The sequence below is a fragment of the Salmonella sp. A1325 genome, assembly GCF_056991255.1.
The window spans coordinates 153,067-179,664 of record NZ_JAMLWO010000002.1 but is presented as its reverse complement, the minus strand read 5'-3'; the positions used below and the strand labels follow the sequence as shown (position 1 = coordinate 179,664).

Below are 26,598 nucleotides of genomic sequence, written 5' to 3'. Positions count from 1 at the left end.
AATTTTTGCTGCTGTAGAACAATAAGCCAGAATTTATATTCTATGAGCTGATTTTCTATTTAAAATCAGCAAGCGCTGTGCAAGTTGGCTAATTTAATTAGCGGGTGGCATCAGTTTCATAATGATTGCATCAGGATTTTGCCACCAGCTCCCGGTATTGTTTACATATTAAAATGATTTTTAACTGGTGCTGACAACTATGCTAAATACGCAGGAAGTACTTAAAGAAGGAGAGAAGCGGAAAATCCGCAGCCCGGAAGCATGGTTTATACAGACGTGTTCCGCGCAAAAGCTGCATATGTCATTTTCTGAAGGCCGACACAATGAAAACTGCCTGATTCAGGAAGGCGCGCTGCTTTTTTGCGAGCAGGCCGTTGTCGCACCAGTATCAGGAGACCTGGTTTTTCAACCGTTAAAAATTGAAGTACTCAGCAAATTACTGGCATTTATCGATGGCGCAGGATTAGTGGACACGACATATGCTGAATCCGATAAATGGGTTTTGCTGAGTCCTGAGTTTCGCGCTATTTGGCAAGATCGTAAACGCTGCGAGTACTGGTTTTTGCAGCAAATTATTACGCCTTCTCCGGCCTTCAATAAGGTACTGGCGCTGTTACGAAAAAGCGAGAGTTACTGGTTAGTTGGCTATTTACTTGCTCAGTCAACCAGCGGCAACACGATGAGAATGCTGGGAGAAGACTATGGCGTTTCTTATACCCATTTTCGTCGTTTGTGCAGCAGAGCGTTGGGCGGAAAAGCGAAGAGTGAATTACGAAACTGGCGTATGGCGCAATCGCTGCTGAATAGTGTAGAAGGCCACGAGAACATCACCCAATTAGCCGTTAATCATGGTTACTCATCGCCTTCACATTTTTCTAGTGAGATCAAAGAGCTGATCGGCGTTTCGCCGCGGAAATTATCAAATATTATTCAATTGGCAGACAAATGAAGACACATATTCTTTTGGCCAGAGTGCTGGCATGTGCCGCGCTTGTTCTGGTTGCACCTGGTTATTCTAGTGAAAAAATACCTGTAACGGGAAGTGGGTTTGTTGCGAAAGACGATAGCCTGCGGACATTTTTCGATGCCATGGCGCTACAGCTAAAGGAGCCTGTCATTGTTAGCAAAATGGCGGCACGAAAAAAAATTACGGGCAACTTTGAGTTTCACGATCCTAACGCATTACTGGAGAAGCTTTCCCTACAACTGGGGCTGATTTGGTATTTCGATGGGCAGGCTATCTATATTTATGATGCCAGTGAAATGCGCAATGCCGTGGTTTCTTTACGCAACGTCTCACTCAATGAGTTCAACAATTTTCTAAAACGCTCAGGTTTATATAACAAAAATTACCCGCTACGTGGCGATAACCGTAAAGGAACATTCTATGTTTCAGGGCCACCCGTCTATGTTGATATGGTGGTCAACGCCGCCACCATGATGGACAAGCAAAACGATGGTATTGAGCTGGGACGCCAGAAAATAGGGGTGATGCGTCTGAACAATACCTTCGTGGGCGATCGTACCTACAATCTGCGCGATCAGAAAATGGTTATCCCCGGTATTGCCACGGCCATTGAAAGGTTATTGCAGGGAGAAGAGCAACCCTTAGGTAATATTGTCAGTAGCGAACCCCCGGCGATGCCAGCGTTTTCAGCGAATGGAGAAAAAGGTAAAGCAGCAAATTATGCCGGTGGCATGAGTCTGCAGGAAGCCTTAAAGCAAAATGCCGCGGCGGGCAATATTAAAATCGTGGCCTATCCGGATACCAACAGTTTGTTAGTAAAGGGAACGGCTGAGCAGGTGCATTTTATCGAAATGCTGGTTAAAGCGCTGGATGTCGCCAAACGTCACGTAGAATTATCCCTGTGGATTGTCGATCTTAATAAAAGCGATCTGGAGCGTTTGGGCACTTCATGGAGCGGCAGCATTACTATTGGGGACAAACTTGGCGTGTCATTAAACCAGTCTTCAATAAGTACCCTCGATGGCAGTCGATTCATCGCCGCGGTAAATGCGTTAGAAGAGAAGAAACAGGCGACGGTGGTTTCGCGCCCGGTATTACTGACTCAGGAAAATGTTCCCGCTATTTTTGATAACAACAGAACGTTTTACACCAAGCTGATTGGGGAACGTAATGTGGCGCTTGAGCATGTAACATACGGAACAATGATCCGAGTGCTACCCCGTTTTTCCGCAGATGGTCAGATAGAAATGTCGCTGGACATTGAAGATGGCAACGATAAGACGCCGCAATCCGATACTACCACCTCCGTAGATGCGTTACCCGAAGTCGGGCGAACGTTAATTAGCACTATTGCGAGAGTTCCGCACGGAAAAAGTTTGCTGGTCGGGGGTTATACACGGGATGCAAATACCGATACTGTCCAAAGTATTCCGTTTTTAGGCAAATTACCGCTTATTGGTAGCCTGTTCCGTTATTCCAGTAAGAATAAAAGTAATGTTGTTCGTGTATTCATGATTGAACCAAAAGAAATTGTCGACCCGTTAACGCCGGATGCCAGCGAATCGGTAAACAATATTCTGAAGCAAAGCGGTGCCTGGAGTGGGGACGATAAGTTACAGAAATGGGTTCGTGTTTATCTGGATAGAGGTCAGGAGGCAATTAAATGATTCCTGGCTCAACCTCCGGTATTTCATTTTCCAGAATATTGTCCCGGCAGACATCTCATCAGGATGCAACCCAGCATACTGATGCGCAACAGGCGGAAATACAACAGGCCGCAGAGGATTCGTCTCCAGGGGCGGAAGTACAAAAATTTGTCCAGTCGACGGACGAAATGTCAGCGGCGCTGGCGCAATTTCGTAACCGTCGCGATTATGAAAAAAAATCCAGTAATTTATCTAACAGTTTTGAACGCGTGCTGGAGGATGAGGCTTTACCGAAGGCGAAGCAAATATTAAAGCTAATTAGCGTACATGGCGGCGCGTTAGAAGATTTTTTACGTCAGGCGCGTAGCTTATTTCCTGACCCCAGTGATTTAGTCCTTGTGTTACGCGAATTGCTTCGTCGTAAAGATCTGGAAGAGATCGTGCGGAAAAAGCTGGAGTCGTTACTTAAGCACGTTGAAGAGCAAACCGATCCGAAGACCCTCAAGGCAGGGATTAATTGTGCGTTGAAGGCCCGGCTTTTTGGGAAAACATTATCGTTAAAACCAGGCTTATTGCGCGCCAGCTATCGGCAATTTATCCAGAGTGAATCACATGAAGTGGAGATTTACTCTGACTGGATAGCCAGTTATGGCTATCAACGTCGACTGGTGGTACTGGATTTTATTGAGGGTTCGCTATTAACCGATATTGACGCGAATGACGCCAGCTGTTCGCGTCTGGAGTTTGGTCAGCTTTTACGACGCCTGACGCAACTCAAAATGTTGCGCTCCGCTGATCTACTGTTTGTGAGTACATTGTTGTCGTATTCGTTTACCAAAGCGTTTAATGCGGAGGAGTCGTCGTGGCTACTACTGATGCTTTCGCTATTGCAACAGCCACATGAAGTGGATTCGCTGTTAGCCGATATTATAGGTTTGAATGCGTTATTGCTTAGTCATAAAGAACATGCATCCTTTTTGCAGATATTTTATCAAGTATGTAAAGCCATACCCTCTTCACTCTTTTATGAAGAATATTGGCAGGAAGAATTGTTAATGGCGTTACGTAGTATGACCGATATTGCCTACAAGCATGAAATGGCAGAACAGCGTCGTACTATTGAAAAGCTGTCTTAATTTAATATTAACAGGATACCTATAGTGCTGCTTTCTCTACTTAACAGTGCTCGTTTACGACCTGAATTACTGATTCTGGTACTAATGGTGATGATCATTTCTATGTTCGTCATTCCATTACCTACCTATCTGGTTGATTTCCTGATCGCACTGAATATCGTACTGGCGATATTGGTGTTTATGGGGTCGTTCTACATTGACAGAATCCTCAGTTTTTCAACGTTTCCTGCGGTACTGTTAATTACCACGCTCTTTCGTCTGGCATTATCGATCAGTACCAGCCGTCTTATCTTGATTGAAGCCGATGCCGGTGAAATTATCGCCACGTTCGGGCAATTCGTTATTGGCGATAGCCTGGCGGTGGGTTTTGTTGTCTTCTCTATTGTCACCGTGGTCCAGTTTATCGTTATTACCAAAGGTTCAGAACGCGTCGCGGAAGTCGCGGCCCGATTTTCTCTGGATGGTATGCCCGGTAAACAGATGAGTATTGATGCCGATTTGAAGGCCGGTATTATTGATGCGGATGCTGCGCGCGAACGGCGAAGTGTACTGGAAAGGGAAAGCCAGCTTTACGGTTCCTTTGACGGTGCGATGAAGTTTATCAAAGGTGACGCTATTGCCGGCATCATTATTATCTTTGTGAACTTTATTGGCGGTATTTCGGTGGGGATGACCCGCCATGGTATGGATTTGTCCTCCGCTCTGTCTACTTATACCATGCTGACCATTGGTGATGGTCTTGTCGCCCAGATCCCCGCATTGTTGATTGCGATTAGTGCCGGTTTTATCGTGACTCGCGTAAATGGCGATAGCGATAATATGGGGCGGAATATCATGACGCAGCTGTTGAACAACCCATTTGTATTGGTTGTTACGGCTATTTTGACCATTTCAATGGGAACTCTGCCGGGATTCCCGCTGCCGGTATTTGTTATTTTATCGGTGGTTTTAAGCGTACTCTTCTATTTTAAATTCCGTGAAGCAAAACGTAGCGCCGCCAAACCTAAAACCAGCAAAGGCGAGCAGCCGCTCAGTATTGAGGAAAAAGAAGGGTCGTCGTTGGGACTGATTGGCGATCTCGATAAAGTCTCTACAGAGACCGTACCGTTGATATTACTTGTGCCGAAGAGCCGGCGTGAAGATCTGGAAAAAGCTCAACTTGCGGAGCGTCTACGTAGTCAGTTCTTTATTGATTATGGCGTGCGCCTGCCGGAAGTATTGTTACGCGATGGCGAGGGTCTGGACGATAACAGCATCGTATTGTTGATTAATGAGATCCGTGTTGAACAATTTACGGTCTATTTTGATTTGATGCGAGTGGTAAATTATTCCGATGAAGTTGTTTCCTTTGGCATTAATCCAACAATCCATCAGCAAGGTAGCAGTCAGTATTTCTGGGTAACGCATGAAGAGGGGGAGAAACTCCGGGAGCTTGGCTATGTGTTGCGGAACGCGCTTGATGAGCTTTACCACTGTCTGGCGGTGACGCTGGCGCGCAACGTCAATGAATATTTCGGTATTCAGGAAACAAAACATATGCTGGACCAACTGGAAGCGAAATTCCCTGATTTACTTAAAGAAGTGCTCAGACATGCCACGGTACAACGTATATCTGAAGTTTTGCAGCGTTTGTTAAGCGAACGTGTTTCCGTGCGTAATATGAAATTAATTATGGAAGCGCTCGCATTGTGGGCGCCAAGAGAAAAAGATGTCATTAACCTTGTGGAGCATATTCGTGGAGCAATGGCGCGTTATATTTGTCATAAATTCGCCAATGGCGGCGAATTACGAGCAGTAATGGTATCTGCTGAAGTTGAGGATGTTATTCGCAAAGGGATCCGTCAGACCTCTGGCAGTACCTTCCTCAGCCTTGACCCGGAAGCCTCCGCTAATTTGATGGATCTCATTACACTTAAGTTGGATGATTTATTGATTGCACATAAAGATCTTGTCCTCCTTACGTCTGTCGATGTCCGTCGATTTATTAAGAAAATGATTGAAGGTCGTTTTCCGGATCTGGAGGTTTTATCTTTCGGTGAGATAGCAGATAGCAAGTCAGTGAATGTTATAAAAACAATATAAGGGCTTAATTAAGGAAAAGATCTATGCAACATTTGGATATCGCTGAATTAGTTCGTTCCGCACTGGAAGTAAGTGGTTGCGATCCTTCACTCATCGGAGGAATAGATAGCCATTCAACAATTGTTCTGGATTTATTTGCATTGCCAAGTATCTGTATCAGCGTCAAGGACGATGATGTATGGATCTGGGCGCAATTGGGTGCTGACAGCATGGTGGTATTACAACAGCGGGCTTATGAAATCTTAATGACCATAATGGAAGGATGCCATTTTGCCCGCGGCGGGCAATTACTACTGGGGGAGCAGAATGGGGAGCTAACGCTTAAAGCCTTAGTGCATCCGGATTTTTTATCTGACGGTGAAAAGTTCTCTACTGCCTTGAATGGGTTTTACAACTATCTGGAAGTTTTTAGTCGGTCGCTAATGAGATGAAAACACCTCGTTTACTGCAATATCTGGCCTACCCACAAAAAATAACCGGCCCAATTATTGAGGCGGAATTGCGCGATGTGGCCATTGGCGAACTGTGTGAAATACGCCGTGGCTGGCACCAAAAACAGGTTGTTGCACGTGCGCAGGTGGTTGGCTTACAGCGGGAACGCACCGTGCTGAGCCTTATCGGCAATGCCCAGGGGCTGAGCCGCGATGTCGTGCTTTATCCCACTGGACGTGCGTTATCGGCGTGGGTGGGATACTCGGTATTAGGCGCGGTGTTGGATCCGACGGGGAAAATCGTTGAGCGTTTTACCCCTGAAGTGGCGCCGATTAGCGAAGAACGCGTTATTGATGTCGCACCGCCTTCTTACGCTTCGCGCGTTGGCGTCCGTGAACCGCTGATTACCGGTGTGCGCGCGATTGACGGGTTATTGACCTGTGGCGTAGGCCAGCGAATGGGCATTTTTGCCTCCGCAGGATGCGGTAAGACCATGCTGATGCATATGCTGATCGAGCAAACGGAGGCGGATGTCTTTGTTATTGGTCTTATCGGTGAACGAGGCCGTGAGGTCACTGAATTCGTGGATATGTTGCGCGCTTCGCATAAGAAAGAAAAATGCGTGCTGGTTTTTGCCACTTCCGATTTCCCCTCGGTCGATCGCTGCAATGCGGCGCAACTGGCGACAACCGTAGCGGAATATTTTCGCGACCAGGGAAAACGGGTCGTGCTTTTTATCGATTCCATGACCCGTTATGCGCGTGCTTTGCGAGACGTGGCACTGGCGTCGGGAGAGCGTCCGGCCCGTCGAGGTTATCCCGCCTCCGTATTCGATAATTTGCCCCGCTTGCTGGAACGCCCCGGTGCGACCAGCGAGGGAAGCATTACTGCCTTTTATACGGTACTGCTGGAAAGCGAGGAAGAGGCGGACCCGATGGCGGATGAAATTCGCTCTATCCTTGACGGTCACCTGTATCTGAGCAGAAAGCTGGCCGGGCAGGGACATTACCCGGCAATCGATGTACTGAAAAGCGTAAGCCGCGTTTTTGGACAAGTCACGACGCCGACACATGCTGAACAGGCATCTGCCGTGCGTAAATTAATGACGCGTCTGGAAGAGCTCCAGCTTTTCATTGACCTGGGAGAATATCGTCCTGGCGAAAATATCGATAACGATCGGGCGATGCAGATGCGGGATAGCCTGAAAGCCTGGTTATGCCAGCCGGTAGCGCAGTATTCATCCTTTGATGACACGTTGAGCGGTATGAATGCATTCGCTGACCAGAATTAAAGTATTGCAGCGGCGCTGTACGGTATTTCATTCACAGTGTGAGTCGATATTACTTCGCTATCAGGATGAGGACCGCGGGCTGCAGGCCGAGGAGGAGGCGATCCTTGAACAAATAGCGGGTCTGAAATTGTTATTAGATACGCTGCGTGCAGAAAACAGACAGCTCAGTCGTGAGGAAATTTATACGTTATTACGTAAGCAGTCTATTGTTCGCCGGCAGATAAAAGATTTAGAACTCCAGATTATACAAATTCAGGAAAAACGGAGCGAGCTGGAAAAGAAAAGGGAAGAGTTTCAGAAAAAAAGTAAATATTGGTTGCGCAAAGAAGGGAACTATCAACGCTGGATAATCCGTCAGAAAAGACACTATATCCAGCGAGAGATACAGCAGGAAGAGGCCGAGTCAGAGGAGATAATTTAATGGGCGATGTGTCAGCTGTCAGTTCATCCGGGAACATTTTACTGCCGCAGCAGGATGAGGTTGGCGGTTTATCAGAAGCATTAAAAAAAGCGGTGGAAAAACATAAGACAGAATATTCCGGTGATAAAAAAGATCGCGACTATGGTGATGCTTTCGTAATGCATAAAGAAACGGCTTTACCGGTATTACTGGCGGCATGGCGACATGGCGCGCCAGCGAAATCAGAACATCACAATGGCAACGTTTCTGGTCTGCATCATAACGGAAAAGGCGAACTCAGGATTGCTGAAAAACTGTTGAAAGTCACTGCTGAAAAATCTGTCGGTTTGATTTCTGCGGAGGCCAAAGTAGATAAATCCGCAGCGTTGCTATCGTCTAAAAATAGGCCGTTAGAAAGCGTAAGCGGTAAAAAATTATCTGCTGATTTAAAAGCCGTGGAATCCGCTAGTGAAGTAGCCGATAACGCCACGGGAATCTCTGACGATAATATCAAGGCATTGCCTGGAGATAATAAAGCCATCGCGGGCGAAGGCGTTCGTAAAGAGGGCGCGCCGCTGGCGCGGGATGTCGCACCTGCCCGAATGGCCGCAGCCAACACCGGTAAGCCTGACGATAAAGATCATAAAAAGGTTAAAGATGTTTCTCAGCTTCCGCTGCAACCAACCACTATCGCCGATCTTAGCCAATTAACCGGCGGCGATGAAAAAATGCCTTTAGCGGCGCAATCAAAGCCGATGATGACTATTTTTCCCACTGCCGATGGCGTGAAAGGAGAGGATAGCTCGCTGACTTACCGTTTTCAGCGCTGGGGAAATGACTATTCCGTCAATATTCAGGCGCGGCAAGCAGGGGAGTTTTCGTTAATACCGTCAAATACGCAGGTTGAACATCGTTTGCATGATCAATGGCAAAACGGTAATCCCCAGCGCTGGCACCTGACGCGAGACGATCAACAAAATCCGCAGCAGCAACAGCACAGACAGCAATCTGGCGAGGAGGATGACGCCTGATGTCATTGCGTGTGAGACAGATTGATCGTCGCGAATGGCTATTGGCGCAAACCGCGACAGAATGCCAGCGCCATGGCCGGGAAGCGACGCTGGAATATCCGACGCGACAGGGAATGTGGGTTCGGTTGAGCGATGCAGAAAAACGGTGGTCGGCCTGGATTAAACCTGGGGACTGGCTTGAGCATGTCTCTCCCGCTCTGGCGGGGGCGGCGGTTTCTGCTGGCGCTGAGCACCTGGTCGTTCCCTGGCTTGCTGCGACAGAGCGACCGTTTGAGTTGCCCGTGCCGCATTTGTCCTGTCGGCGTTTATGCGTAGAGAACCCCGTGCCGGGAAGCGCGCTGCCGGAAGGGAAATTGTTGCACATTATGAGCGATCGGGGCGGCCTGTGGTTTGAGCATCTTCCTGAACTGCCTGCAGTCGGGGGCGGCAGGCCGAAAATGCTGCGTTGGCCGTTGCGCTTTGTAATCGGTAGCAGTGATACGCAGTGTTCGTTGCTGGGCCGAATCGGGATCGGAGATGTACTCCTGATTCGTACTTCCCGTGCGGAAGTTTCTTGCTACGCGAAAAAGTTAGGTCATTTCAACCGTGTTGAAGGGGGAATTATTGTGGAAACGTTAGATATTCAACATATCGAAGAAGAAAATAATACAACTGAAACTGCAGAAACTCTGCCTGGCTTGAACCAATTGCCCGTCAAACTGGAATTTGTTTTGTATCGTAAGAACGTTACCCTCGCCGAACTCGAAGCCATGGGGCAGCAACAGCTATTATCACTGCCGACCAATGCTGAACTTAACGTTGAAATTATGGCGAATGGTGTTTTGCTGGGTAATGGCGAACTGGTACAGATGAATGACACCTTAGGCGTTGAGATCCATGAATGGCTGAGCGAGTCTGGTAATGGGGAATGATATCTCATTAATTGCCTTACTGGCATTTTCCACCCTGTTGCCATTTATTATTGCGTCAGGAACCTGTTTCGTTAAATTTTCTATTGTATTTGTCATGGTGCGTAACGCCCTGGGATTGCAGCAGATACCTTCAAATATGACGCTTAACGGCGTCGCATTGCTGCTTTCTATGTTTGTTATGTGGCCCATAATGCATGATGCCTACGTCTATTTTGAGGACGAAGATGTCACCTTTAATGATATTTCGTCATTAAGTAAACACGTTGATGAAGGTCTGGATGGTTATCGCGATTATCTGATCAAATATTCAGATCGCGAGTTAGTTCAGTTTTTTGAAAACGCGCAACTGAAGCGTCAGTATGGAGAAGAGACCGAGACGGTAAAGCGTGACAAAGATGAAATTGAAAAACCTTCAATATTTGCGTTATTACCTGCTTATGCGCTGAGCGAAATAAAAAGCGCGTTTAAAATTGGTTTTTATCTTTATTTGCCCTTTGTCGTCGTCGACCTGGTGGTATCCAGCGTGCTACTGGCGCTGGGGATGATGATGATGAGTCCGGTGACGATATCTACACCTATTAAGCTGGTGCTTTTTGTCGCGCTTGATGGCTGGACCTTACTGTCTAAGGGATTGATATTACAGTATATGGACATTGCAACATGACATCATTACGAGACGGGATAGTTAAATGGATGATTTAGTGTTTGCAGGTAATAAGGCGCTCTATCTTGTTTTGATCCTGTCAGGGTGGCCGACGATTGTCGCAACGATTATCGGCCTCCTGGTAGGGTTATTCCAGACGGTAACGCAATTACAGGAACAGACGCTGCCTTTTGGCATTAAATTACTTGGCGTGTGTTTGTGCTTGTTTTTACTGTCTGGCTGGTATGGCGAAGTTTTACTCTCTTACGGGCGTCAGGTGATATTCCTGGCGTTGGCTAAGGGGTAAAAAATGTTTTACGCGTTGTACTTTGAAATTCATCACCTGGTTGCGTCTGCGGCACTAGGGTTTGCTCGCGTGGCGCCGATTTTTTTCTTCCTGCCGTTTTTGAATAGCGGGGTATTAAGCGGCGCGCCGAGAAACGCCATTATCATCCTGGTGGCATTGGGAGTATGGCCGCATGCATTGAACGAGGCGCCGCCGTTTTTATCGGTGGCGATGATCCCGTTAGTTCTGCAAGAAGCGGCGGTAGGCGTCATGCTGGGCTGTTTGCTGTCATGGCCTTTTTGGGTTATGCATGCGCTGGGTTGTATTATCGATAACCAGCGAGGGGCAACGCTAAGTAGCAGTATCGATCCGGCAAACGGTATTGATACCTCGGAAATGGCTAATTTCCTGAATATGTTTGCCGCTGTCGTTTATTTACAAAACGGCGGCTTGGTCACGATGGTTGACGTGTTAAATAAAAGCTATCAGCTATGCGATCCGATGAACGAGTGCACGCCTTCATTACCGCCGCTATTAACGTTTATTAATCAGGTGGCTCAAAACGCCTTGGTTCTGGCCAGTCCGGTGGTATTAGTGCTGTTGCTGTCAGAAGTATTCCTGGGTTTATTGTCGCGCTTTGCTCCGCAAATGAACGCCTTTGCGATTTCACTGACGGTAAAAAGCGGCATTGCCGTTTTAATTATGCTGCTTTATTTCTCTCCGGTACTACCGGACAATGTACTGCGACTCTCTTTCCAGGCCACAGGATTAAGCAGTTGGTTTTACGAGCGAGGGGCGACGCATGTCCTCGAATAAAACAGAAAAACCGACTAAAAAACGGCTGGAAGACTCCGCTAAAAAAGGCCAGTCATTTAAAAGTAAAGATCTCATTATCGCCTGCCTGACGCTGGGAGGAATTGCCTATCTGGTGTCGTATGGCTCATTTAATGAGTTTATGGGGATAATTAAGATCATTATTGCGGATAATTTTGATCAGAGCATGGCTGATTACAGTTTGGCCGTTTTTGGGATAGGGTTAAAATATCTGATTCCATTTATGCTGCTCTGCTTAGTGTGTTCCGCATTACCGGCGCTATTACAGGCCGGTTTTGTGCTGGCGACAGAAGCATTAAAACCTAATTTATCGGCGTTAAACCCGGTAGAAGGGGCGAAAAAACTTTTTAGTATGCGCACGGTTAAAGATACGGTCAAAACCCTACTGTATCTATCATCCTTTGTGGTGGCCGCCATCATTTGCTGGAAGAAATATAAGGTTGAAATCTTTTCTCAGTTAAATGGCAATGTTGTGGATATCGCCGTCATTTGGCGTGAACTTCTCCTCGCGCTGGTATTAACTTGCCTTGCTTGCGCATTGATTGTCTTATTATTGGATGCTATTGCGGAATATTTCCTGACCATGAAAGACATGAAAATGGATAAGGAAGAAGTGAAGCGTGAAATGAAGGAGCAGGAAGGGAACCCAGAGGTTAAATCTAAAAGACGTGAAGTTCATATGGAAATTCTGTCTGAACAGGTGAAATCCGATATTGAAAACTCACGCCTGATTGTTGCCAACCCCACGCATATTACGATCGGGATTTATTTTAAACCCGAACTGATGCCGATTCCGATGATCTCAGTGTATGAAACGAATCAGCGCGCGCTGGCCGTCCGCGCCTATGCGGAGAAGGTTGGCGTACCTGTGATCGTCGATATCAAACTGGCGCGCAGTCTTTTCAAAACCCATCGCCGTTATGATCTGGTGAGTCTGGAAGAAATTGATGAAGTTTTACGTCTTCTGGTTTGGCTGGAAGAGGTAGAAAACGCGGGCAAAGACGTTATTCAGCCACAAGAAAACGAGGTACGGCATTGAGCCGCGTAAAGCAGTAGCGATGTATTCATTGGGCGTTTTTTGAATGTTCACTAACCACCGTCGGGGTTTAATAACTGCATCAGATAAACGCAGTCGTTAAGTTCTACAAAGTCGGTGACAGATAACAGGAGTAAGTAATGGATTATCAAAATAATGTCAGCGAAGAACGTGTTGCGGAAATGATTTGGGATGCCGTTAGTGAAGGCGCCACGCTAAAAGACGTTCATGGGATCCCTCAAGATATGATGGACGGTTTATATGCTCATGCTTATGAGTTTTATAACCAGGGACGACTGGATGAAGCTGAGACGTTCTTTCGTTTCTTATGCATTTATGATTTTTACAATCCCGATTACACCATGGGACTGGCGGCGGTATGCCAACTGAAAAAACAATTTCAGAAAGCATGTGACCTTTATGCAGTAGCGTTTACGTTACTTAAAAATGATTATCGCCCCGTCTTTTTTACCGGGCAATGTCAATTATTAATGCGTAAGGCAGCAAAAGCCAGACAGTGTTTTGAACTTGTCAATGAACGTACTGAAGATGAGTCTCTGCGGGCAAAAGCGTTGGTCTATCTGGAGGCGCTAAAAACGGCGGAGACAGAGCAGCACAGTGAACAAGAAAAGGAATAATTATGGTAAATGACGCAAGTAGCATTAGCCGTAGCGGATATACCCAAAATCCGCGCCTCGCTGAGGCGGCTTTTGAAGGCGTTCGTAAGAACACGGACTTTTTAAAAGCGGCGGATAAAGCTTTTAAAGATGTGGTGGCAACGAAAGCGGGCGACCTTAAAGCCGGAACAAAGTCCGGCGAGAGCGCTATTAATACGGTGGGTCTAAAGCCGCCTACGGACGCCGCCCGGGAAAAACTCTCCAGCGAAGGGCAATTGACATTACTGCTTGGCAAGTTAATGACCCTACTGGGCGATGTTTCGCTGTCTCAACTGGAGTCTCGTCTGGCGGTATGGCAGGCGATGATTGAGTCACAAAAAGAGATGGGGATTCAGGTATCGAAAGAATTCCAGATGGCTCTGGGAGAGGCTCAGGAGGCGACGGATCTCTATGAGGCCAGCATCAAAAAGACGGATACCGCCAAGAGTGTTTATGACGCTGCGGCCAAAAAACTGACGCAGGCGCAAAATAAATTGCAATCGCTGGACCCGGCTGACCCCGGCTATGCACAAGCTGAAGCCGCGGTAGAACAGGCCGGAAAAGAAGCGACAGAGGCGAAAGAGGCCTTAGATAAGGCCACGGATGCGACGGTTAAAGCAGGCACAGACGCCAAAGCGAAAGCCGAGAAAGCGGATAACATTCTGACCAAATTCCAGGGAACGGCTAATGCCGCCTCTCAGAATCAGGTTTCCCAGGGGGAGCAGGATAATCTGTCAAATGTCGCCCGCCTCACAATGCTCATGGCCATGTTTATTGAGATTGTGGGCAAAAATACGGAAGAAAGCCTGCAAAACGATCTTGCGCTTTTCAACGCCTTGCAGGAAGGGCGTCAGGCGGAGATGGAAAAGAAATCGGCTGAATTCCAGGAAGAGACGCGCAAAGCCGAGGAAACGAACCGCATTATGGGATGTATCGGGAAAGTCCTCGGCGCGCTGCTAACCATTGTCAGCGTTGTGGCCGCTGTTTTTACCGGTGGGGCGAGTCTGGCGCTGGCTGCGGTGGGACTTGCGGTAATGGTGGCCGATGAAATTGTGAAGGCGGCGACGGGGGTGTCGTTTATTCAGCAGGCGCTAAACCCGATTATGGAGCATGTGCTGAAGCCGTTAATGGAGCTGATTGGCAAGGCGATTACCAAAGCGCTGGAAGGATTAGGCGTCGATAAGAAAACGGCAGAGATGGCAGGCAGCATTGTTGGTGCGATTGTTGCCGCTATTGCGATGGTAGCGGTCATTGTGGTGGTCGCAGTTGTCGGGAAAGGCGCGGCGGCGAAACTGGGTAACGCGCTGAGCAAAATGATGGGCGAAACGATTAAGAAGTTGGTGCCTAACGTGCTGAAACAGTTGGCACAAAACGGCAGCAAACTCTTTACCCAAGGGATGCAACGTATTACTAGCGGCCTGGGTAATGTGGGTAGCAAGATGGGCCTGCAAACGAATGCCTTAAGTAAAGAGCTGGTAGGTAATACCCTAAATAAAGTGGCGTTGGGCATGGAAGTCACGAATACCGCAGCCCAGTCAGCCGGTGGTGTTGCCGAGGGCGTATTTATTAAAAATGCCAGCGAGGCGCTTGCTGATTTTATGCTCGCCCGTTTTGCCATGGATCAGATTCAGCAGTGGCTTAAACAATCCGTAGAAATATTTGGTGAAAACCAGAAGGTAACGGCGGAACTGCAAAAAGCCATGTCTTCTGCGGTACAGCAAAATGCGGATGCTTCGCGTTTTATTCTGCGCCAGAGTCGCGCATAAAAACTGCCAAAATAAAGGGAGAAAAATATGTTAATTAGTAATGTGGGAATAAATCCCGCCGCTTATTTAAATAATCATTCTGTTGAGAATAGTTCACAGACAGCTTCGCAATCCGTTAGCGCTAAAGATATTCTGAATAGTATTGGTATTAGCAGCAGTAAAGTCAGTGACCTGGGGTTGAGTCCTACACTGAGCGCGCCTGCGCCAGGGGTATTAACGCAAACCCCCGGAACGATCACGTCCTTTTTAAAAGCCAGTATTCAAAATACCGACATGAATCAGGATTTGAATGCCCTGGCAAATAATGTCACGACTAAAGCGAATGAGGTTGTGCAAACCCAGTTACGCGAGCAGCAGGCAGAAGTCGGAAAGTTTTTTGATATTAGCGGAATGTCTTCCAGTGCCGTTGCGCTGTTGGCTGCCGCGAATACGTTAATGCTGACGTTGAACCAGGCTGATAGCAAACTGTCTGGTAAGTTGTCATTAGTCAGTTTTGATGCAGCTAAAACGACGGCAAGCTCCATGATGCGCGAAGGGATGAATGCGTTGTCCGGTAGTATTTCCCAGAGCGCGCTTCAGTTGGGGATCACTGGCGTGGGCGCCAAACTGGAATATAAGGGGCTGCAGAATGAAAGAGGCGCGCTTAAACATAATGCCGCGAAGATCGATAAACTGACCACTGAAAGCCACAGTATTAAAAACGTGCTGAACGGGCAGAATAGCGTCAAACTCGGTGCTGAAGGCGTCGATTCTCTGAAATCGTTAAATATGAAGAAAACCGGTACCGATGCGACGAAAAATCTTAATGATGCGACGCTTAAATCTAATGCCGGAACCAGCGCCACGGAAAGTCTGGGTATTAAAGACAGTAATAAACAAATCTCCCCTGAACATCAGGCTATTCTGTCGAAACGTCTTGAGTCTGTCGAATCCGATATTCGTCTTGAGCAGAATACCATGGATATGACCCGAATCGATGCGCGCAAGATGCAGATGACGGGCGATCTGATTATGAAGAACTCGGTCACGGTCGGTGGTATTGCAGGGGCGTCCGGGCAGTACGCCGCTACTCAGGAACGTTCCGAGCAGCAAATTAGCCAGGTGAATAACCGGGTTGCCAGCACTGCATCGGACGAAGCCCGTGAAAGTTCACGTAAATCGACCAGCCTGATTCAGGAAATGCTGAAAACAATGGAGAGCATTAACCAGTCGAAAGCATCCGCACTCGCTGCTATCGCAGGCAATATTCGCGCTTAATCTGAAAGGTCATCTATACGCCATCATGGGGGTGATTTAATCGCGCTCCTGATGGCGAACTGGGGATATTATGCTTAATATTCAAAATTATTCCGCTTCTCCTCATCCGGGGATCGTTGCCGAACGGCCGCAGACTCCCTCGGCGAGCGAGCACGTCGAGACTGCCGTGGTACCGTCTACCACAGAACATCGCGGTACAGATATCATTTCATTATCGCAGGCGGCTACTAAAATCCAGCAGGCACAGCAGACGCTGCAGTCAACGCCACCGATCTCTGAAGAGAATAATGACGAGCGCACGCTGGCGCGCCAGCAGTTGACCAGCAGCCTGAATGCGCTGGCGAAGTCTGGCGTGTCATTATCCGCAGAACAAAATGAGAACCTGCGGAGCGCGTTTTCTGCGCCGACGTCGGCCTTATTTAGCGCTTCGCCTATGGCGCAGCCGAGAACAACCATTTCTGATGCTGAGATTTGGGATATGGTTTCCCAAAATATATCGGCGATCGGTGACAGCTATCTGGGCGTTTATGAAAACGTTGTCGCAGTCTATACCGATTTTTATCAGGCCTTCAGTGACATTCTGTCCAAAATGGGAGGCTGGTTATTACCAGGTAAGGACGGTAATACCGTTAAGCTAGATGTTACCTCACTCAAAAATGATTTAAACAGTTTAGTCAGTAAATATAATCAAATAAACAGTAATACCGTTTTATTTCCAGCGCAGTCAGGCAGCGGCGTTAAAGTAGCTACTGAAGCGGAAGCGAGACAGTGGCTCAGTGAATTGAATTTGCCGAATAGCTGCCTGAAATCTTATGGATCCGGTTATGTCGTCACCGTTGATCTGACGCCATTACAAAAAATGGTTCAGGATATTGGTGGTTTAGGCGCGCCGGGAAAAGATTCAAAACTCGAAATGGATAACGCCAAATATCAAGCCTGGCAGTCGGGTTTTAAAGCGCAGGAAGAAAATATGAAAACCACATTACAGACGCTGACGCAAAAATATAGTAATGCCAATTCATTATACGACAACCTGGTAAAAGTGCTGAGCAGTACGATAAGTAGCAGCCTGGAAACCGCCAAAAGCTTCCTGCAAGGATAACAGAAGAGGATATTAATAATGGTTACAAGTGTAAGGATTCAGCCTCCCGTCATAATGCCAGGTATGCAGACCGAGATCAAAACACAGGCCACGAATCTTGCGGCGAATCTTTCCGCAGTCAGGGAAAGTGCCACAGCGACGCTGTCAGGGGAAATTAAAGGCCCGCAACTGGAAGATTTTCCCGCGCTGACCAAACAGGCGAGTCTGGATGCATTGTTTAAATGCGGGAAAGACGCCGAGGCGTTAAAAGAAGTTTTTACTAATTCAAATAATGTCGCCAGTAAGAAAGCGATAATGGAGTTTGCCGGGCTCTTTCGTTCAGCGCTCAACGCCACCAGTGATTTTCCTGAGGCGAAGACGCTACTAATGAAGGTGGGGGCAGAGTATACCGCGCAAATCATAAAAGATGGCCTGAAAGAAAAGTCAGCTTTTGGGCCATGGATGCCAGAAACAAAGAAAGCGGAAGCGAAGCTGGAAAACCTGGAAAAGCAGCTGTTAGATATCATCAAAAATAACACTGGCGGTGAATTAAGTAAATTATCGACGCATTTTGTTATGCAGGAGGTGATGCCCTATATTGCCAGCTGCATTGAACATAACTTTGGCTGTACGTTGGATCCGTTAACCCGCAGCAATCTTACGCAGCTTGTTGACAAAGCGGCGGCGAAGGCGGTTGAGGCGCTTGATATGTGCCACCAAAAATTAACGCAAGAGCAGGGTACCAGCGTAGGACGGGAAGCCCGGCACCTTGAAATGCAAACGTTGATACCCCTGCTGCTACGTAATGTTTTTGCACAAATTCCTGCAGATAAACTGCCCGACCCTAAAATTCCGGAACCTGCGGCTGGACCAGTACCTGATGGTGGGAAAAAAGCAGAACCTACGGGTATTAATATCAATATTAATATTGATAGCAGTAACCATAGCGTGGATAACAGTAAGCATATTAACAATAGCCGAAGCCATGTCGATAATAGCCAGCGCCATATCGATAATAGCAACCATGATAATAGCCGGAAGACGATTGATAATAGCCGAACATTTATTGATAACAGCCAACGCCATGGCGAGTCACACCATTCGACTAACAGCAGTAACGTAAGCCATAGTCATTCGCGTGTGGATTCGACTACGCATCAAACGGAGACGGCACACAGCGCCAACACAGGGGCAATTGACCATGGCATCGCAGGTAAAATTGACATCACGGCTCATGCGACGGCAGAGGCTGTGACCAACGCTTCTTCCGAAAGTAAAAATGGAAAGGTGGTCACGTCAGAAAAGGGCACTACGGGTGAAACACCCTCTTTTGATGAAGTTGATGGCGTAACCAGCAAGAACATTATCGGCAAGCCGGTACAGGCCACGGTGCACGGCGTTGATGATAATAAACAGCAAAGCCAGACGGCAGAGATTGTGAATGTGAAGCCGCTTGCCGGTCAACTGGCTGGCGTCGAGAATGTTAAAATCGATACCTTACAATCAGACTCGACGGTAATTACAGGTAATAAAGCTGGTACGACCGATAATGATAATAGCCAGACAGATAAGACTGGCCCATTTTCTGGTTTGAAGTTTAAGCAAAATAGTTTCCTCTCAACGGTACCGAGCGTTACGAATATGCATTCAATGCATTTCAACGCCCGTGAGGCGTTTTTGGGTGTGATACGTAAAGCGCTGGAGCCGGATACCTCCACACCGTTTCCTGTACGCAGAGCGTTTGACGGCTTGCGTGCGGAAATATTACCCAATGACACGATAAAGAGTGCAGCGTTGAAAGCGCAATGTAGCGATATTGACAAGCACCCAGAATTGAAAGCGAAAATGGATACGCTCAAAGAGGTCATTACTCATCATCCACAAAAAGAAAAACTGGCTGAGATTGCACTGCAGTTTGCCAGAGAGGCGGGGTTGACCAGGCAAAAAGGGGAAACTGACTATGTGTTAAGTAATGTGCTGGACGGCCTTATCGGAGACGGTAGCTGGCGAGCTGGCCCGGCTTACGAGTCATACCTGAATAAACCTGGCGTGGATCGGGTTATTACTACCGTTGATGGCTTGCACATGCAGCGTTAATTAACCGGGAAAGATGCGATGAATATGGATATTGAAGCAAGAGTCAAAAAAGTGATCACCTCCTGTATTGCCGTTGATGTTGATAGTATCAATGGTCAGACCCATCTGGTTGAGGATCTTTACGCTGACTCATTGGATTTAATTGATATTGTATTTGGTCTTAGTGAGGAGTTTGACATTAGTTGTAATGAAAACGATCTTCCGGATATGACGACCTTTGCGGATATATGCCGTGTTGTTAAAAAAAGTCTTGAGTCCAGGGTGTAGTATTTTTCTCTCGCTCGACAACAATTGAACAAGATTAATTGTTATGAAAATCATCACACACGTAGTACCCGGTTCAGGTATGGCTGCAATATATGATGATATTGCTGACAGTCCGCGTTTTGTTATTAAAGGCAAGTTACGTCATGTTGAAAATGATCCGAAGGAGCTGCTGATATGTGTTCCGATGCGTAGTGAATGGCTATTCTACTGGATTAAAGGAGAGAAATATTGCGCCCGGCGATGGGCGCGAAAAAGTATCAAGTCATTGTGTAACCAGATTAAATTTGAAGAAGCAATCTTATAAAAGATATAATTCAAGAGGAAAGTAAATTGCAAGCACACCAGGATATTATCGCTAATATTGGTGAAAAATTGGGTTTACCGCTCACTTTTGACGACAACAATCAGTGCTTATTACTACTCGATAGCGATATTTTTACGTCTATTGAAGCTAAAGATGATATCTGGTTATTGAACGGTATGATTATACCGTTATCGCCTTTTTGTGGCGATTCTATCTGGCGGCAGATTATGGTGATTAATGGTGAACTGGCTGCGAATAATGAAGGTACGTTAGCGTATATTGATGCCGCAGAGACGTTGTTGTTTATACATGCAATTACCGATCTGACAAATACTTACCATATTATATCGCAGCTTGAGTCATTTGTGAATCAGCAGGAAGCGCTCAAAAACATACTGCAGGAATATGCTAAAGTATGAGGAGAGAAAATTGAATAATTTAACGTTGTCTTCGTTTTCAAAAGTTGGTGTGTCGAATGATGCCCGACTTTATATTGCTAAGGAAAATACTGATAAGGCATATGTTGCGCCTGAAAAATTTTCGTCAAAAGTATTAACCTGGCTTGGAAAAATGCCGTTATTTAAAAACACTGAAGTGGTGCAAAAACATACGGAAAATATCAGAGTACAGGATCAAAAGATTTTACAGACATTTCTCCAGGCACTAACGGAAAAATATGGGGAAACAGCGGTTAATGACGCACTGTTAATGTCCCGTATAAATATGAACAAACCCCTTACCCAACGTTTAGCAGTGCAGATCACGGAGTGTGTAAAAGCTGCTGACGAAGGGTTTATAAACCTTATTAAGAGAAAGGATAATGTTGGTGTCCGGAATGCCGCTTTAGTCATAAAAGGCGGCGATACAAAAGTGGCAGAAAAAAATAACGATATTGGAGCAGAAAGTAAGCAACCTTTACTCGATATCGCGCTAAAGGGACTTAAACGAACATTACCGCAACTGGAACAAATGGATGGAAATAGCCTGCGAGAAAACTTCCAGGAGATGGCTTCAGGTAACGGCCCGCTACGTTCATTAATGACGAATTTACAGAATTTAAATAAAATTCCAGAGGCTAAACAACTTAATGATTATGTTACAACGTTAACAAATATTCAGGTAGGTGTAGCCCGGTTCTCACAATGGGGAACCTGTGGGGGAGAGGTTGAGAGGTGGATTGATAAAGCCTCTACTCATGAATTAACCCAGGCTGTAAAAAAAATTCACGTTATTGCTAAAGAACTGAAAAACGTTACAGCTGAACTTGAGAAAATAGAAGCCGGCGCGTCAATGCCACAGACGATGAGCGGACCGACACTGGGCCTGGCACGGTTTGCGGTCAGCAGCATTCCAATTAATCAGCAAACCCAGGTGAAACTGAGCGATGGAATGCCTGTGCCAGTGAATACGTTAACTTTTGACGGTAAGCCTGTGGCATTAGCCGGTTCGTACCCAAAAAATACGCCGGACGCGCTGGAAGCGCATATGAAAATGCTTCTTGAAAAAGAATGCTCGTGCCTGGTGGTGTTAACGTCGGAAGATCAGATGCAGGCAAAACAATTACCAGCCTATTTCAGAGGGAGCTACACCTTTGGCGAGGTGCATACCAACAGCCAAAAAGTGAGCTCAGCCAGTCAGGGAGGAGCGATAGACCAATACAATATGCACCTGTCCTGCGGGGAAAAGCAGTATACAATCCCGGTATTGCATGTGAAAAATTGGCCAGATCACCAGCCGTTACCGTCTACTGATCAGTTAGAATACCTGGCGGATAGGGTGAAAAATAGTAACCAAAATGGCGCGCCGGGGCGTAGTTCATCAGATAAGCATTTACCGATGATTCATTGTCTGGGTGGAGTGGGGAGAACCGGAACGATGGCGGCGGCTCTTGTACTTAAGGATAATCCTCATAGTAATCTGGAGCAGGTACGTGCAGATTTCCGGGATTCACGGAACAATAGAATGCTGGAAGACGCCTCACAGTTTGTACAACTAAAAGCAATGCAAGCCCAGTTGCTTATGACGACGGCAAGCTGATAAAAATATAGCTTACTTTTAGAACTATCTGAAAGTAAGCTATTTCTGTATAATTATTTGTTTACCGCGATAGAAAGTCTTTTGTTTTTCTCTTCTGCTGACATCCCTTTTAATTTTCTGTAATTCTCCCAAATTTTTTTAGCATAACGTTTCCTTATATCCGATCGTTTCGGTGACGTCCCGGCATTATAAGCGCCAACGGCCTCCCAGCTATAACCGTAGATTTTCATCATATCTGATAAAATGGATGCGCCCACAATGACAGAAATGCAGGGGTCCTGTAACAACTGTTTTTCACTAATCCCCATTTTTTTCAGCCTTTTCATATGGAAGCTGTTAATTTGCATCAGGCCAAGATCGGTTGAACCATCTCGGTTATGACCAATGGCGCCAGGTTTCATGGCTGATTCCTGCTGGGCGATAGCGTAAAGTAGTTCGGATTCAATATTGAACATTTTTTCAGCCTGAAGCCAGCAATCAGCCCATGCCGTATTTATGCTAAGCAACCAGATTACGATGATAAAAAAATAATGCATATCTCCTCTCTCAGATTTTACCGTAATTTAATCAAGCGGGGATCCTGTTTCCATCTTTTGAACCAAATATTGTCTTCGTTTTTAAATTTATTCCACATTTTTTCGGCAATAGCTTCGCCGTGGGCTACCAGCACTAACGGTAATAATCCCGGATTATTATCAATACGCTGTTCACTTTCCAGAAATTCTCTTATCGTCGGTAAGGCACGCTCACTATTCTGACAGTATTCAGCATAAAGAAGATTAACAGCAATAAGCCCTGTTATTTCCTGCGTGGATATTTCTTTAGTTAATTTTCGTGCCAGTTCATGTTTACCTTTAAGCGAAAGGAACATAACCTGCATACTTAATAATATTGGATTATCCTGCAGGTGTTGTGAGCGTAATTCATCGCCTAAACGTATAGCATCATCAATACCGGTATGATAATAGGTAATCCATAGCTTAGTGATCCCTGCGGCTGCGCGCGTTGGGTCCAATTTTAAACACTCGTTAATCGTTTGTAAGGCCTCCTCCAACTGACCAGCCATGAAGAGATTCCAGCCATAATAATATTTAATATCTGCAGAGATGGGCGAAAGTAAGTTAGCTTGTTTGAATAGCAAACTCCCGACGATGTATTCTGAATGAATCGTATTAATTAGCCCCAGTAATCCTAACGCTTGTGGATTATTGTGGTCCAGCTCTGTTGCCTTAATCGCATGTTCTTTAGCTTTGATCATGGCGTTTTGTTTATCAAAAATCCCCATTTGCGCCATGCTGAGGTAGCATTCTGCCAGCGCACAGTAAGGCGCAATGCTGTTTGGCGACATGTTAACGCATTGAGTCAGCAATTTAAGCGCTTGCTGTAAGCTATAGGGGGTATATTGATTTAACTCATGCTTACCGCGTAAGTAAACCATCGTACTGTCAATCGAATTTAGCTCGCTAATCTGCTTTGTGTCCCAGCGAAGCCCGGGAATACATCTGAGCAAAAGATTCGCAATTTTGTTTTGCAAGAGAGAAGCGGGTTGGTGTTCTATCAACTTAATGCTTTCCTGGTGCAGCAGGTGATAACCTTTAACCCGAACTATCTCGATCTGTACAATATTATCATTACCATCGGGTATCATCTGCCCGGAGATATAATAATCGGGGCGTAATTGATCCATGAGCTCAAGAATATCCTTAACACTGCGGCAGTTCTTCGTAATGGTTACCGGCAGCACGCTCAGGCCAAAGGGCGCATACTGCGATAATCCCTTCACGATAGAGTAATGCAGACTCTCGGATTGAACCTGATCCTGCATCTGAAAAGGAAGTATCGCTAATGTATGAGTCGTAGGTTGCGGCGCTGGCGGAGACACCACTACGACCGGACGATTAAACCGATAGCCCTGTCCGTACAGTGTTTCAATGTAACGATGCTCTTTATCTTCCGACAGAATACGTCGTAAGGCATAAATACAGCGGGTAAGAGATTCTTCGTTAACTTCCGCGTCGCCCCATACCTGGTCCAGTAAGGTGTTTTTACTCACAATCTCGCCGGCGGCTTCGAGCAGGATGACCAGAACGGCATATTCTTTTGGCGGAATATTGACTTTCTTTTCTGAGCGTAGCAGGGAGCCGTCCATGTTGAGTATGAAATCATCAAAGACGAATTTTTTATTAGATACAGGAACAGGATTAAAATGTGGCATGATAATAGTGTATTCTCTTACAGGGTGAAAAGTTATAATAGTTAATACAAGTCGTTAGGATAGAATCTACGGTTTCAGTAATTCTGCTATTAGTACTAACGGTCAGGTTGAGCTTTTATTATGAGCTTAATGTCATATTCTACGGGCTCGGGTTTATATGTTTTTAACATTTGATTATTTAGCTTATGTCTGTGCTTTAAATAACTGACATGTTGGTAATAATATTGTTATAACTAACCGTGATTATCGAATGGACGCTGCCGTATATCCTGGTGCAGAGAGGGGCAGCGCCGGGCATCTAAATATTTACATATTTAACTTGGCCTCATTGCTATAGAGATTAGTTTTGTAGCTATCTTACTGCATTTTTTTGGGGTGTAAATGCTGCTTATTATATCTTCATGGTTAATGGTCTGATAATTACACCATCAGAACTATTTTTCTCGAAGGTTTCCACTAAATGACCATTCGTTGAAAGTTTAAGAGTGTAATTTGTCTTAGATGTCAAAATATAAATGAAAGACCATTTTTAATGGTGCGCTTATTTTTATATTTTTTTGCAAAATAATGATATCGTCTTTTCTTTACTCCCTTCAGCTATAAAGTCAAAAGGCAGGAGGGTTATGAGCAGTATCATCCTCAGGCTGTCCCCCAGGCATTATATCGATATCAGGAGGAAGAGAAGAGGTATGCCAGGCAGAAGCTAACAAGCGTGACTGTTTCGGTGTAGACCGTTCAGGCAAATAGTTCCCAGAGGGAACGGATGATGTATAAATATGAATAAAATGCCGGCCTTAATCCACAGGGTTAAAGCCGGAAGGAGATAGTGTCATCTGGATGGATTGTTACGCTGTGAATAAGGCAATATCGATTTACCAGTCATCATAGCGATGACAAGTTCACAAAAATCGTGTTATATAATCAGCCTTACTTTAAATTACCAGAGATATCAGTATAAGCTGTCTTCCTGACAGAACAATGATATTGAATAGCCTCCCATCCTGATATAGCGTGTTAATGCGCAGTCTGAATTTTAAATTATTACAATTTTAATAAAAATCTTTACTTGAGTGACAGATACAAAAAATGTTAATGGTTCGCCATTTTTATGAATGTCGATGGCGTAGTTTTAAAATATTTTTTGAAACATTGAATGAAGTAGGACGTGCTGTCATAACCACATTTTAATGCTACAGCATTAACATTATGGTTGCCTATGCGTAAAAGTTTTGCTGCCTGATTCATTCTTGCCGATAAGTAGATGTCGCTAAAGCTGGTACCTTCTTCTGCAAGTTTCCGTTTGAGCGTTGACGTACTCATAAATATATGATCGGCAACATCCGTAAGCTTCCACTGTCTACTGGGTGACGAAGATATAATGTTGTAAACGCGCTCCTTTAACGTTATCTGAGCTGAGCTAAGGATGATCTCATAACTCTCCGGGAGTCGGAGAAAAGCAGTAAGCAGGAACAGCAGAAAATAAGGAATTAACTCTTCATTTTCAATACAACTTTTGTTGTTACAGTTACTGCAACCTTTGCTTGTATCCTTCGTACAGGAGAACGCCGTTTTCAGATGTTCAAATACCTCTCTTCTGGCAGGAAAGTCAGGCGTATAGAAGATTTTCTGCGCTTTCTCTGTGGGTACCGCCATTTTGGTTTGCTGCTCGTTTGGGATAAGTGCATAGAGAGCGCCAAGTCGTTGCGTCGGTATCTCGAGTATATCGAAATCCATGTGGCCATTGACCTCTTCAAGCGTCACGCTAACTACCTGCTCTTTTTTGAGCACCAACATCCCAGGTTCGTCACAGTAAATCGTATCATGATTATTGCTAATCGTCAGTTTACCGCTCCGAAAGCAAACTAAAGTGAAACTGCTTACATAAAGATTTTTGATGGTGACCTGCTGAGCCTGACTTTTAATTTGCTGCTGGGTATTTGTCAAAAGTGATTTTAATTTCTGTAAGTTATCTGCGGCAGGACGCTGATGACTATTACTTACAAAGGTTACATTTTCCATATTATCCCTTTGTTGATGTTATTTTAATGTTCCTTACTGGTATCCTACTGAAAAAATCTGAGTTGTAAATGCTCTTTATTAGCGTGTGTTGGCAATGGTCTGATTGTTACACCAAAAGAACCCAAATTTGGGTAATTTATCTACAGTAGTTTAAGCCCCAATGGGGATGATGGTTCTTTTAATATGTGTTGAGACGCATTATAC

25 protein-coding genes are annotated in these 26,598 nt (G+C 45.7%); 22 read left to right on the top strand and 3 right to left on the bottom strand.

Features of this window, described 5'->3' with window-relative positions; genetic code table 11:
• The first annotated feature begins 298 nt into the window (after positions 1-298).
• The 22 genes from invF (at position 299) to sptP (ending at position 22,160) form a co-directional block, all read left to right on the top strand.
• Positions 299-949, top strand: a complete 651-nt coding sequence (invF, locus tag NAZ64_RS04795; RefSeq protein WP_220569909.1) for a type III secretion system transcriptional activator InvF — start codon at positions 299-301, stop codon at positions 947-949.
• The gene (gene invG, locus NAZ64_RS04790) at positions 946-2,634 is read left to right on the top strand and encodes a type III secretion system outer membrane ring protein InvG (RefSeq protein ID WP_000848101.1); all 1,689 of its coding nucleotides are present in this window, start codon (positions 946-948) and stop codon (positions 2,632-2,634) included. Before invF ends, invG begins: the two co-directional genes overlap by 4 nt.
• Positions 2,631-3,749, top strand: coding sequence for a type III secretion system gatekeeper InvE (invE, locus tag NAZ64_RS04785; RefSeq protein WP_000612171.1), 1,119 nt, complete (start codon positions 2,631-2,633; stop codon positions 3,747-3,749). The genes invG and invE overlap by 4 nt, the downstream gene beginning before the upstream one ends.
• Positions 3,750-3,773: 24 nt before the next feature.
• Entirely contained in the window at positions 3,774-5,831 is a 2,058-nt protein-coding gene (gene invA, locus NAZ64_RS04780; protein ID WP_000927219.1) for a type III secretion system export apparatus protein InvA, read from the top strand.
• A 23-nt stretch (positions 5,832-5,854) separates the two neighbouring features.
• A complete protein-coding gene (gene spaK / locus NAZ64_RS04775; protein WP_001164066.1) occupies positions 5,855-6,262 on the top strand; it encodes an SPI-1 type III secretion system chaperone SpaK in 408 nt (135 codons plus the stop codon).
• Positions 6,259-7,554 carry a SctN family type III secretion system ATPase InvC gene (gene invC, locus NAZ64_RS04770; protein ID WP_000856766.1) on the top strand — a complete coding sequence of 432 codons (1,296 nt, stop codon included), beginning with the start codon at positions 6,259-6,261 and terminating at the stop codon, positions 7,552-7,554. Before spaK ends, invC begins: the two co-directional genes overlap by 4 nt.
• Entirely contained in the window at positions 7,532-7,975 is a 444-nt protein-coding gene (gene spaM / locus NAZ64_RS04765; RefSeq protein ID WP_000555884.1) for an SPI-1 type III secretion system protein SpaM, read from the top strand. The genes invC and spaM overlap by 23 nt, the downstream gene beginning before the upstream one ends.
• On the top strand, positions 7,975-8,985 hold the full coding sequence (spaN, locus tag NAZ64_RS04760) for an SPI-1 type III secretion system protein SpaN (RefSeq protein WP_023137851.1): 1,011 nt from the start codon (positions 7,975-7,977) through the stop codon (positions 8,983-8,985). The genes spaM and spaN overlap by 1 nt, the downstream gene beginning before the upstream one ends.
• A complete protein-coding gene (spaO, locus tag NAZ64_RS04755; protein ID WP_220569667.1) occupies positions 8,985-9,896 on the top strand; it encodes an SPI-1 type III secretion system protein SpaO in 912 nt (303 codons plus the stop codon). Before spaN ends, spaO begins: the two co-directional genes overlap by 1 nt.
• The gene (gene spaP, locus NAZ64_RS04750) at positions 9,886-10,560 is read left to right on the top strand and encodes an SPI-1 type III secretion system export apparatus protein SpaP (RefSeq protein ID WP_000526016.1); all 675 of its coding nucleotides are present in this window, start codon (positions 9,886-9,888) and stop codon (positions 10,558-10,560) included. The genes spaO and spaP overlap by 11 nt, the downstream gene beginning before the upstream one ends.
• 25 nt (positions 10,561-10,585) lie before the next feature.
• Positions 10,586-10,846 carry an SPI-1 type III secretion system export apparatus protein SpaQ gene (spaQ, locus tag NAZ64_RS04745; RefSeq protein WP_000342503.1) on the top strand — a complete coding sequence of 87 codons (261 nt, stop codon included), beginning with the start codon at positions 10,586-10,588 and terminating at the stop codon, positions 10,844-10,846.
• Positions 10,847-10,849: 3 nt separating this feature from the next.
• The gene (gene spaR, locus NAZ64_RS04740; RefSeq protein WP_000498965.1) at positions 10,850-11,641 is read left to right on the top strand and encodes an SPI-1 type III secretion system export apparatus protein SpaR; all 792 of its coding nucleotides are present in this window, start codon (positions 10,850-10,852) and stop codon (positions 11,639-11,641) included.
• Positions 11,628-12,698 (top strand): SPI-1 type III secretion system export apparatus protein SpaS, encoded by a 1,071-nt coding sequence (gene spaS, locus NAZ64_RS04735; protein ID WP_000097721.1) that lies wholly within the window; start codon positions 11,628-11,630, stop codon positions 12,696-12,698. The genes spaR and spaS overlap by 14 nt, the downstream gene beginning before the upstream one ends.
• Before the next feature lie 137 nt (positions 12,699-12,835).
• A complete protein-coding gene (gene sicA, locus NAZ64_RS04730; RefSeq protein ID WP_000386309.1) occupies positions 12,836-13,333 on the top strand; it encodes a SycD/LcrH family type III secretion system chaperone SicA in 498 nt (165 codons plus the stop codon).
• A 2-nt stretch (positions 13,334-13,335) separates the two neighbouring features.
• Positions 13,336-15,117: an SPI-1 type III secretion system needle tip complex protein SipB gene (gene sipB, locus NAZ64_RS04725; RefSeq protein WP_220569668.1), complete on the top strand. Its 1,782-nt coding sequence runs from the start codon at positions 13,336-13,338 to the stop codon at positions 15,115-15,117.
• A 27-nt stretch (positions 15,118-15,144) separates the two neighbouring features.
• Positions 15,145-16,374 carry an SPI-1 type III secretion system needle tip complex protein SipC gene (gene sipC / locus NAZ64_RS04720; protein WP_000909019.1) on the top strand — a complete coding sequence of 410 codons (1,230 nt, stop codon included), beginning with the start codon at positions 15,145-15,147 and terminating at the stop codon, positions 16,372-16,374.
• 70 nt (positions 16,375-16,444) lie between these two features.
• Entirely contained in the window at positions 16,445-17,476 is a 1,032-nt protein-coding gene (gene sipD, locus NAZ64_RS04715; RefSeq protein ID WP_023202215.1) for an SPI-1 type III secretion system needle tip complex protein SipD, read from the top strand.
• Between the two features lie 18 nt (positions 17,477-17,494).
• The gene (gene sipA / locus NAZ64_RS04710; protein ID WP_115285721.1) at positions 17,495-19,552 is read left to right on the top strand and encodes an SPI-1 type III secretion system effector SipA; all 2,058 of its coding nucleotides are present in this window, start codon (positions 17,495-17,497) and stop codon (positions 19,550-19,552) included.
• Between the two features lie 18 nt (positions 19,553-19,570).
• Complete coding sequence (locus NAZ64_RS04705; protein WP_001055579.1) at positions 19,571-19,819, top strand: acyl carrier protein; 249 nt, start codon at positions 19,571-19,573, stop codon at positions 19,817-19,819.
• Positions 19,820-19,862: 43 nt separating this feature from the next.
• The gene (locus NAZ64_RS04700) at positions 19,863-20,123 is read left to right on the top strand and encodes a hypothetical protein (protein WP_072206347.1); all 261 of its coding nucleotides are present in this window, start codon (positions 19,863-19,865) and stop codon (positions 20,121-20,123) included.
• A gap of 26 nt (positions 20,124-20,149) precedes the next feature.
• Positions 20,150-20,542, top strand: coding sequence for a chaperone SicP (sicP, locus tag NAZ64_RS04695; protein ID WP_001748715.1), 393 nt, complete (start codon positions 20,150-20,152; stop codon positions 20,540-20,542).
• Complete coding sequence (sptP, locus tag NAZ64_RS04690) at positions 20,529-22,160, top strand: SPI-1 type III secretion system effector GTPase-activating protein SptP (protein ID WP_483640880.1); 1,632 nt, start codon at positions 20,529-20,531, stop codon at positions 22,158-22,160. The genes sicP and sptP overlap by 14 nt, the downstream gene beginning before the upstream one ends.
• 53 nt (positions 22,161-22,213) lie before the next feature.
• Here sptP and iagB read toward each other — a convergent pair whose 3' ends face one another.
• The 3 genes from iagB to hilD form a co-directional block, all read right to left on the bottom strand.
• On the bottom strand, positions 22,214-22,696 hold the full coding sequence (iagB, locus tag NAZ64_RS04685; protein WP_000558930.1) for an SPI-1 type III secretion system invasion protein IagB: 483 nt from the start codon (positions 22,694-22,696) through the stop codon (positions 22,214-22,216).
• A gap of 17 nt (positions 22,697-22,713) precedes the next feature.
• The gene (gene hilA / locus NAZ64_RS04680; protein WP_001120085.1) at positions 22,714-24,375 is read right to left on the bottom strand and encodes a transcriptional regulator HilA; all 1,662 of its coding nucleotides are present in this window, start codon (positions 24,373-24,375) and stop codon (positions 22,714-22,716) included.
• A 1,089-nt stretch (positions 24,376-25,464) separates the two neighbouring features.
• The gene (hilD, locus tag NAZ64_RS04675; protein WP_076727066.1) at positions 25,465-26,394 is read right to left on the bottom strand and encodes a transcriptional regulator HilD; all 930 of its coding nucleotides are present in this window, start codon (positions 26,392-26,394) and stop codon (positions 25,465-25,467) included.
• Positions 26,395-26,598: the final 204 nt, after the last annotated feature.

What these genes read in the sequence shown, in the direction of transcription:
- invF (WP_220569909.1), top strand. Translation starts at nt 299, where the DNA reads ATGTCATTTTCTGAAGGCCGACACAATGAAAACTGCCTGATTCAGGAA.
- invG (WP_000848101.1), top strand. Translation starts at nt 946, where the DNA reads ATGAAGACACATATTCTTTTGGCCAGAGTGCTGGCATGTGCCGCGCTT.
- invE (WP_000612171.1), top strand. Translation starts at nt 2,631, where the DNA reads ATGATTCCTGGCTCAACCTCCGGTATTTCATTTTCCAGAATATTGTCC.
- spaK (WP_001164066.1), top strand. Translation starts at nt 5,855, where the DNA reads ATGCAACATTTGGATATCGCTGAATTAGTTCGTTCCGCACTGGAAGTA.
- invC (WP_000856766.1), top strand. Translation starts at nt 6,259, where the DNA reads ATGAAAACACCTCGTTTACTGCAATATCTGGCCTACCCACAAAAAATA.
- spaM (WP_000555884.1), top strand. Translation starts at nt 7,532, where the DNA reads ATGCATTCGCTGACCAGAATTAAAGTATTGCAGCGGCGCTGTACGGTA.
- spaN (WP_023137851.1), top strand. Translation starts at nt 7,975, where the DNA reads ATGGGCGATGTGTCAGCTGTCAGTTCATCCGGGAACATTTTACTGCCG.
- spaO (WP_220569667.1), top strand. Translation starts at nt 8,985, where the DNA reads ATGTCATTGCGTGTGAGACAGATTGATCGTCGCGAATGGCTATTGGCG.
- spaP (WP_000526016.1), top strand. Translation starts at nt 9,886, where the DNA reads ATGGGGAATGATATCTCATTAATTGCCTTACTGGCATTTTCCACCCTG.
- spaQ (WP_000342503.1), top strand. Translation starts at nt 10,586, where the DNA reads ATGGATGATTTAGTGTTTGCAGGTAATAAGGCGCTCTATCTTGTTTTG.
- spaR (WP_000498965.1), top strand. Translation starts at nt 10,850, where the DNA reads ATGTTTTACGCGTTGTACTTTGAAATTCATCACCTGGTTGCGTCTGCG.
- spaS (WP_000097721.1), top strand. Translation starts at nt 11,628, where the DNA reads ATGTCCTCGAATAAAACAGAAAAACCGACTAAAAAACGGCTGGAAGAC.
- sicA (WP_000386309.1), top strand. Translation starts at nt 12,836, where the DNA reads ATGGATTATCAAAATAATGTCAGCGAAGAACGTGTTGCGGAAATGATT.
- sipB (WP_220569668.1), top strand. Translation starts at nt 13,336, where the DNA reads ATGGTAAATGACGCAAGTAGCATTAGCCGTAGCGGATATACCCAAAAT.
- sipC (WP_000909019.1), top strand. Translation starts at nt 15,145, where the DNA reads ATGTTAATTAGTAATGTGGGAATAAATCCCGCCGCTTATTTAAATAAT.
- sipD (WP_023202215.1), top strand. Translation starts at nt 16,445, where the DNA reads ATGCTTAATATTCAAAATTATTCCGCTTCTCCTCATCCGGGGATCGTT.
- sipA (WP_115285721.1), top strand. Translation starts at nt 17,495, where the DNA reads ATGGTTACAAGTGTAAGGATTCAGCCTCCCGTCATAATGCCAGGTATG.
- NAZ64_RS04705 (WP_001055579.1), top strand. Translation starts at nt 19,571, where the DNA reads ATGAATATGGATATTGAAGCAAGAGTCAAAAAAGTGATCACCTCCTGT.
- NAZ64_RS04700 (WP_072206347.1), top strand. Translation starts at nt 19,863, where the DNA reads ATGAAAATCATCACACACGTAGTACCCGGTTCAGGTATGGCTGCAATA.
- sptP (WP_483640880.1), top strand. Translation starts at nt 20,529, where the DNA reads ATGCTAAAGTATGAGGAGAGAAAATTGAATAATTTAACGTTGTCTTCG.
- iagB (WP_000558930.1), bottom strand. Translation starts at nt 22,696, where the DNA reads ATGCATTATTTTTTTATCATCGTAATCTGGTTGCTTAGCATAAATACG.
- hilA (WP_001120085.1), bottom strand. Translation starts at nt 24,375, where the DNA reads ATGCCACATTTTAATCCTGTTCCTGTATCTAATAAAAAATTCGTCTTT.
- hilD (WP_076727066.1), bottom strand. Translation starts at nt 26,394, where the DNA reads ATGGAAAATGTAACCTTTGTAAGTAATAGTCATCAGCGTCCTGCCGCA.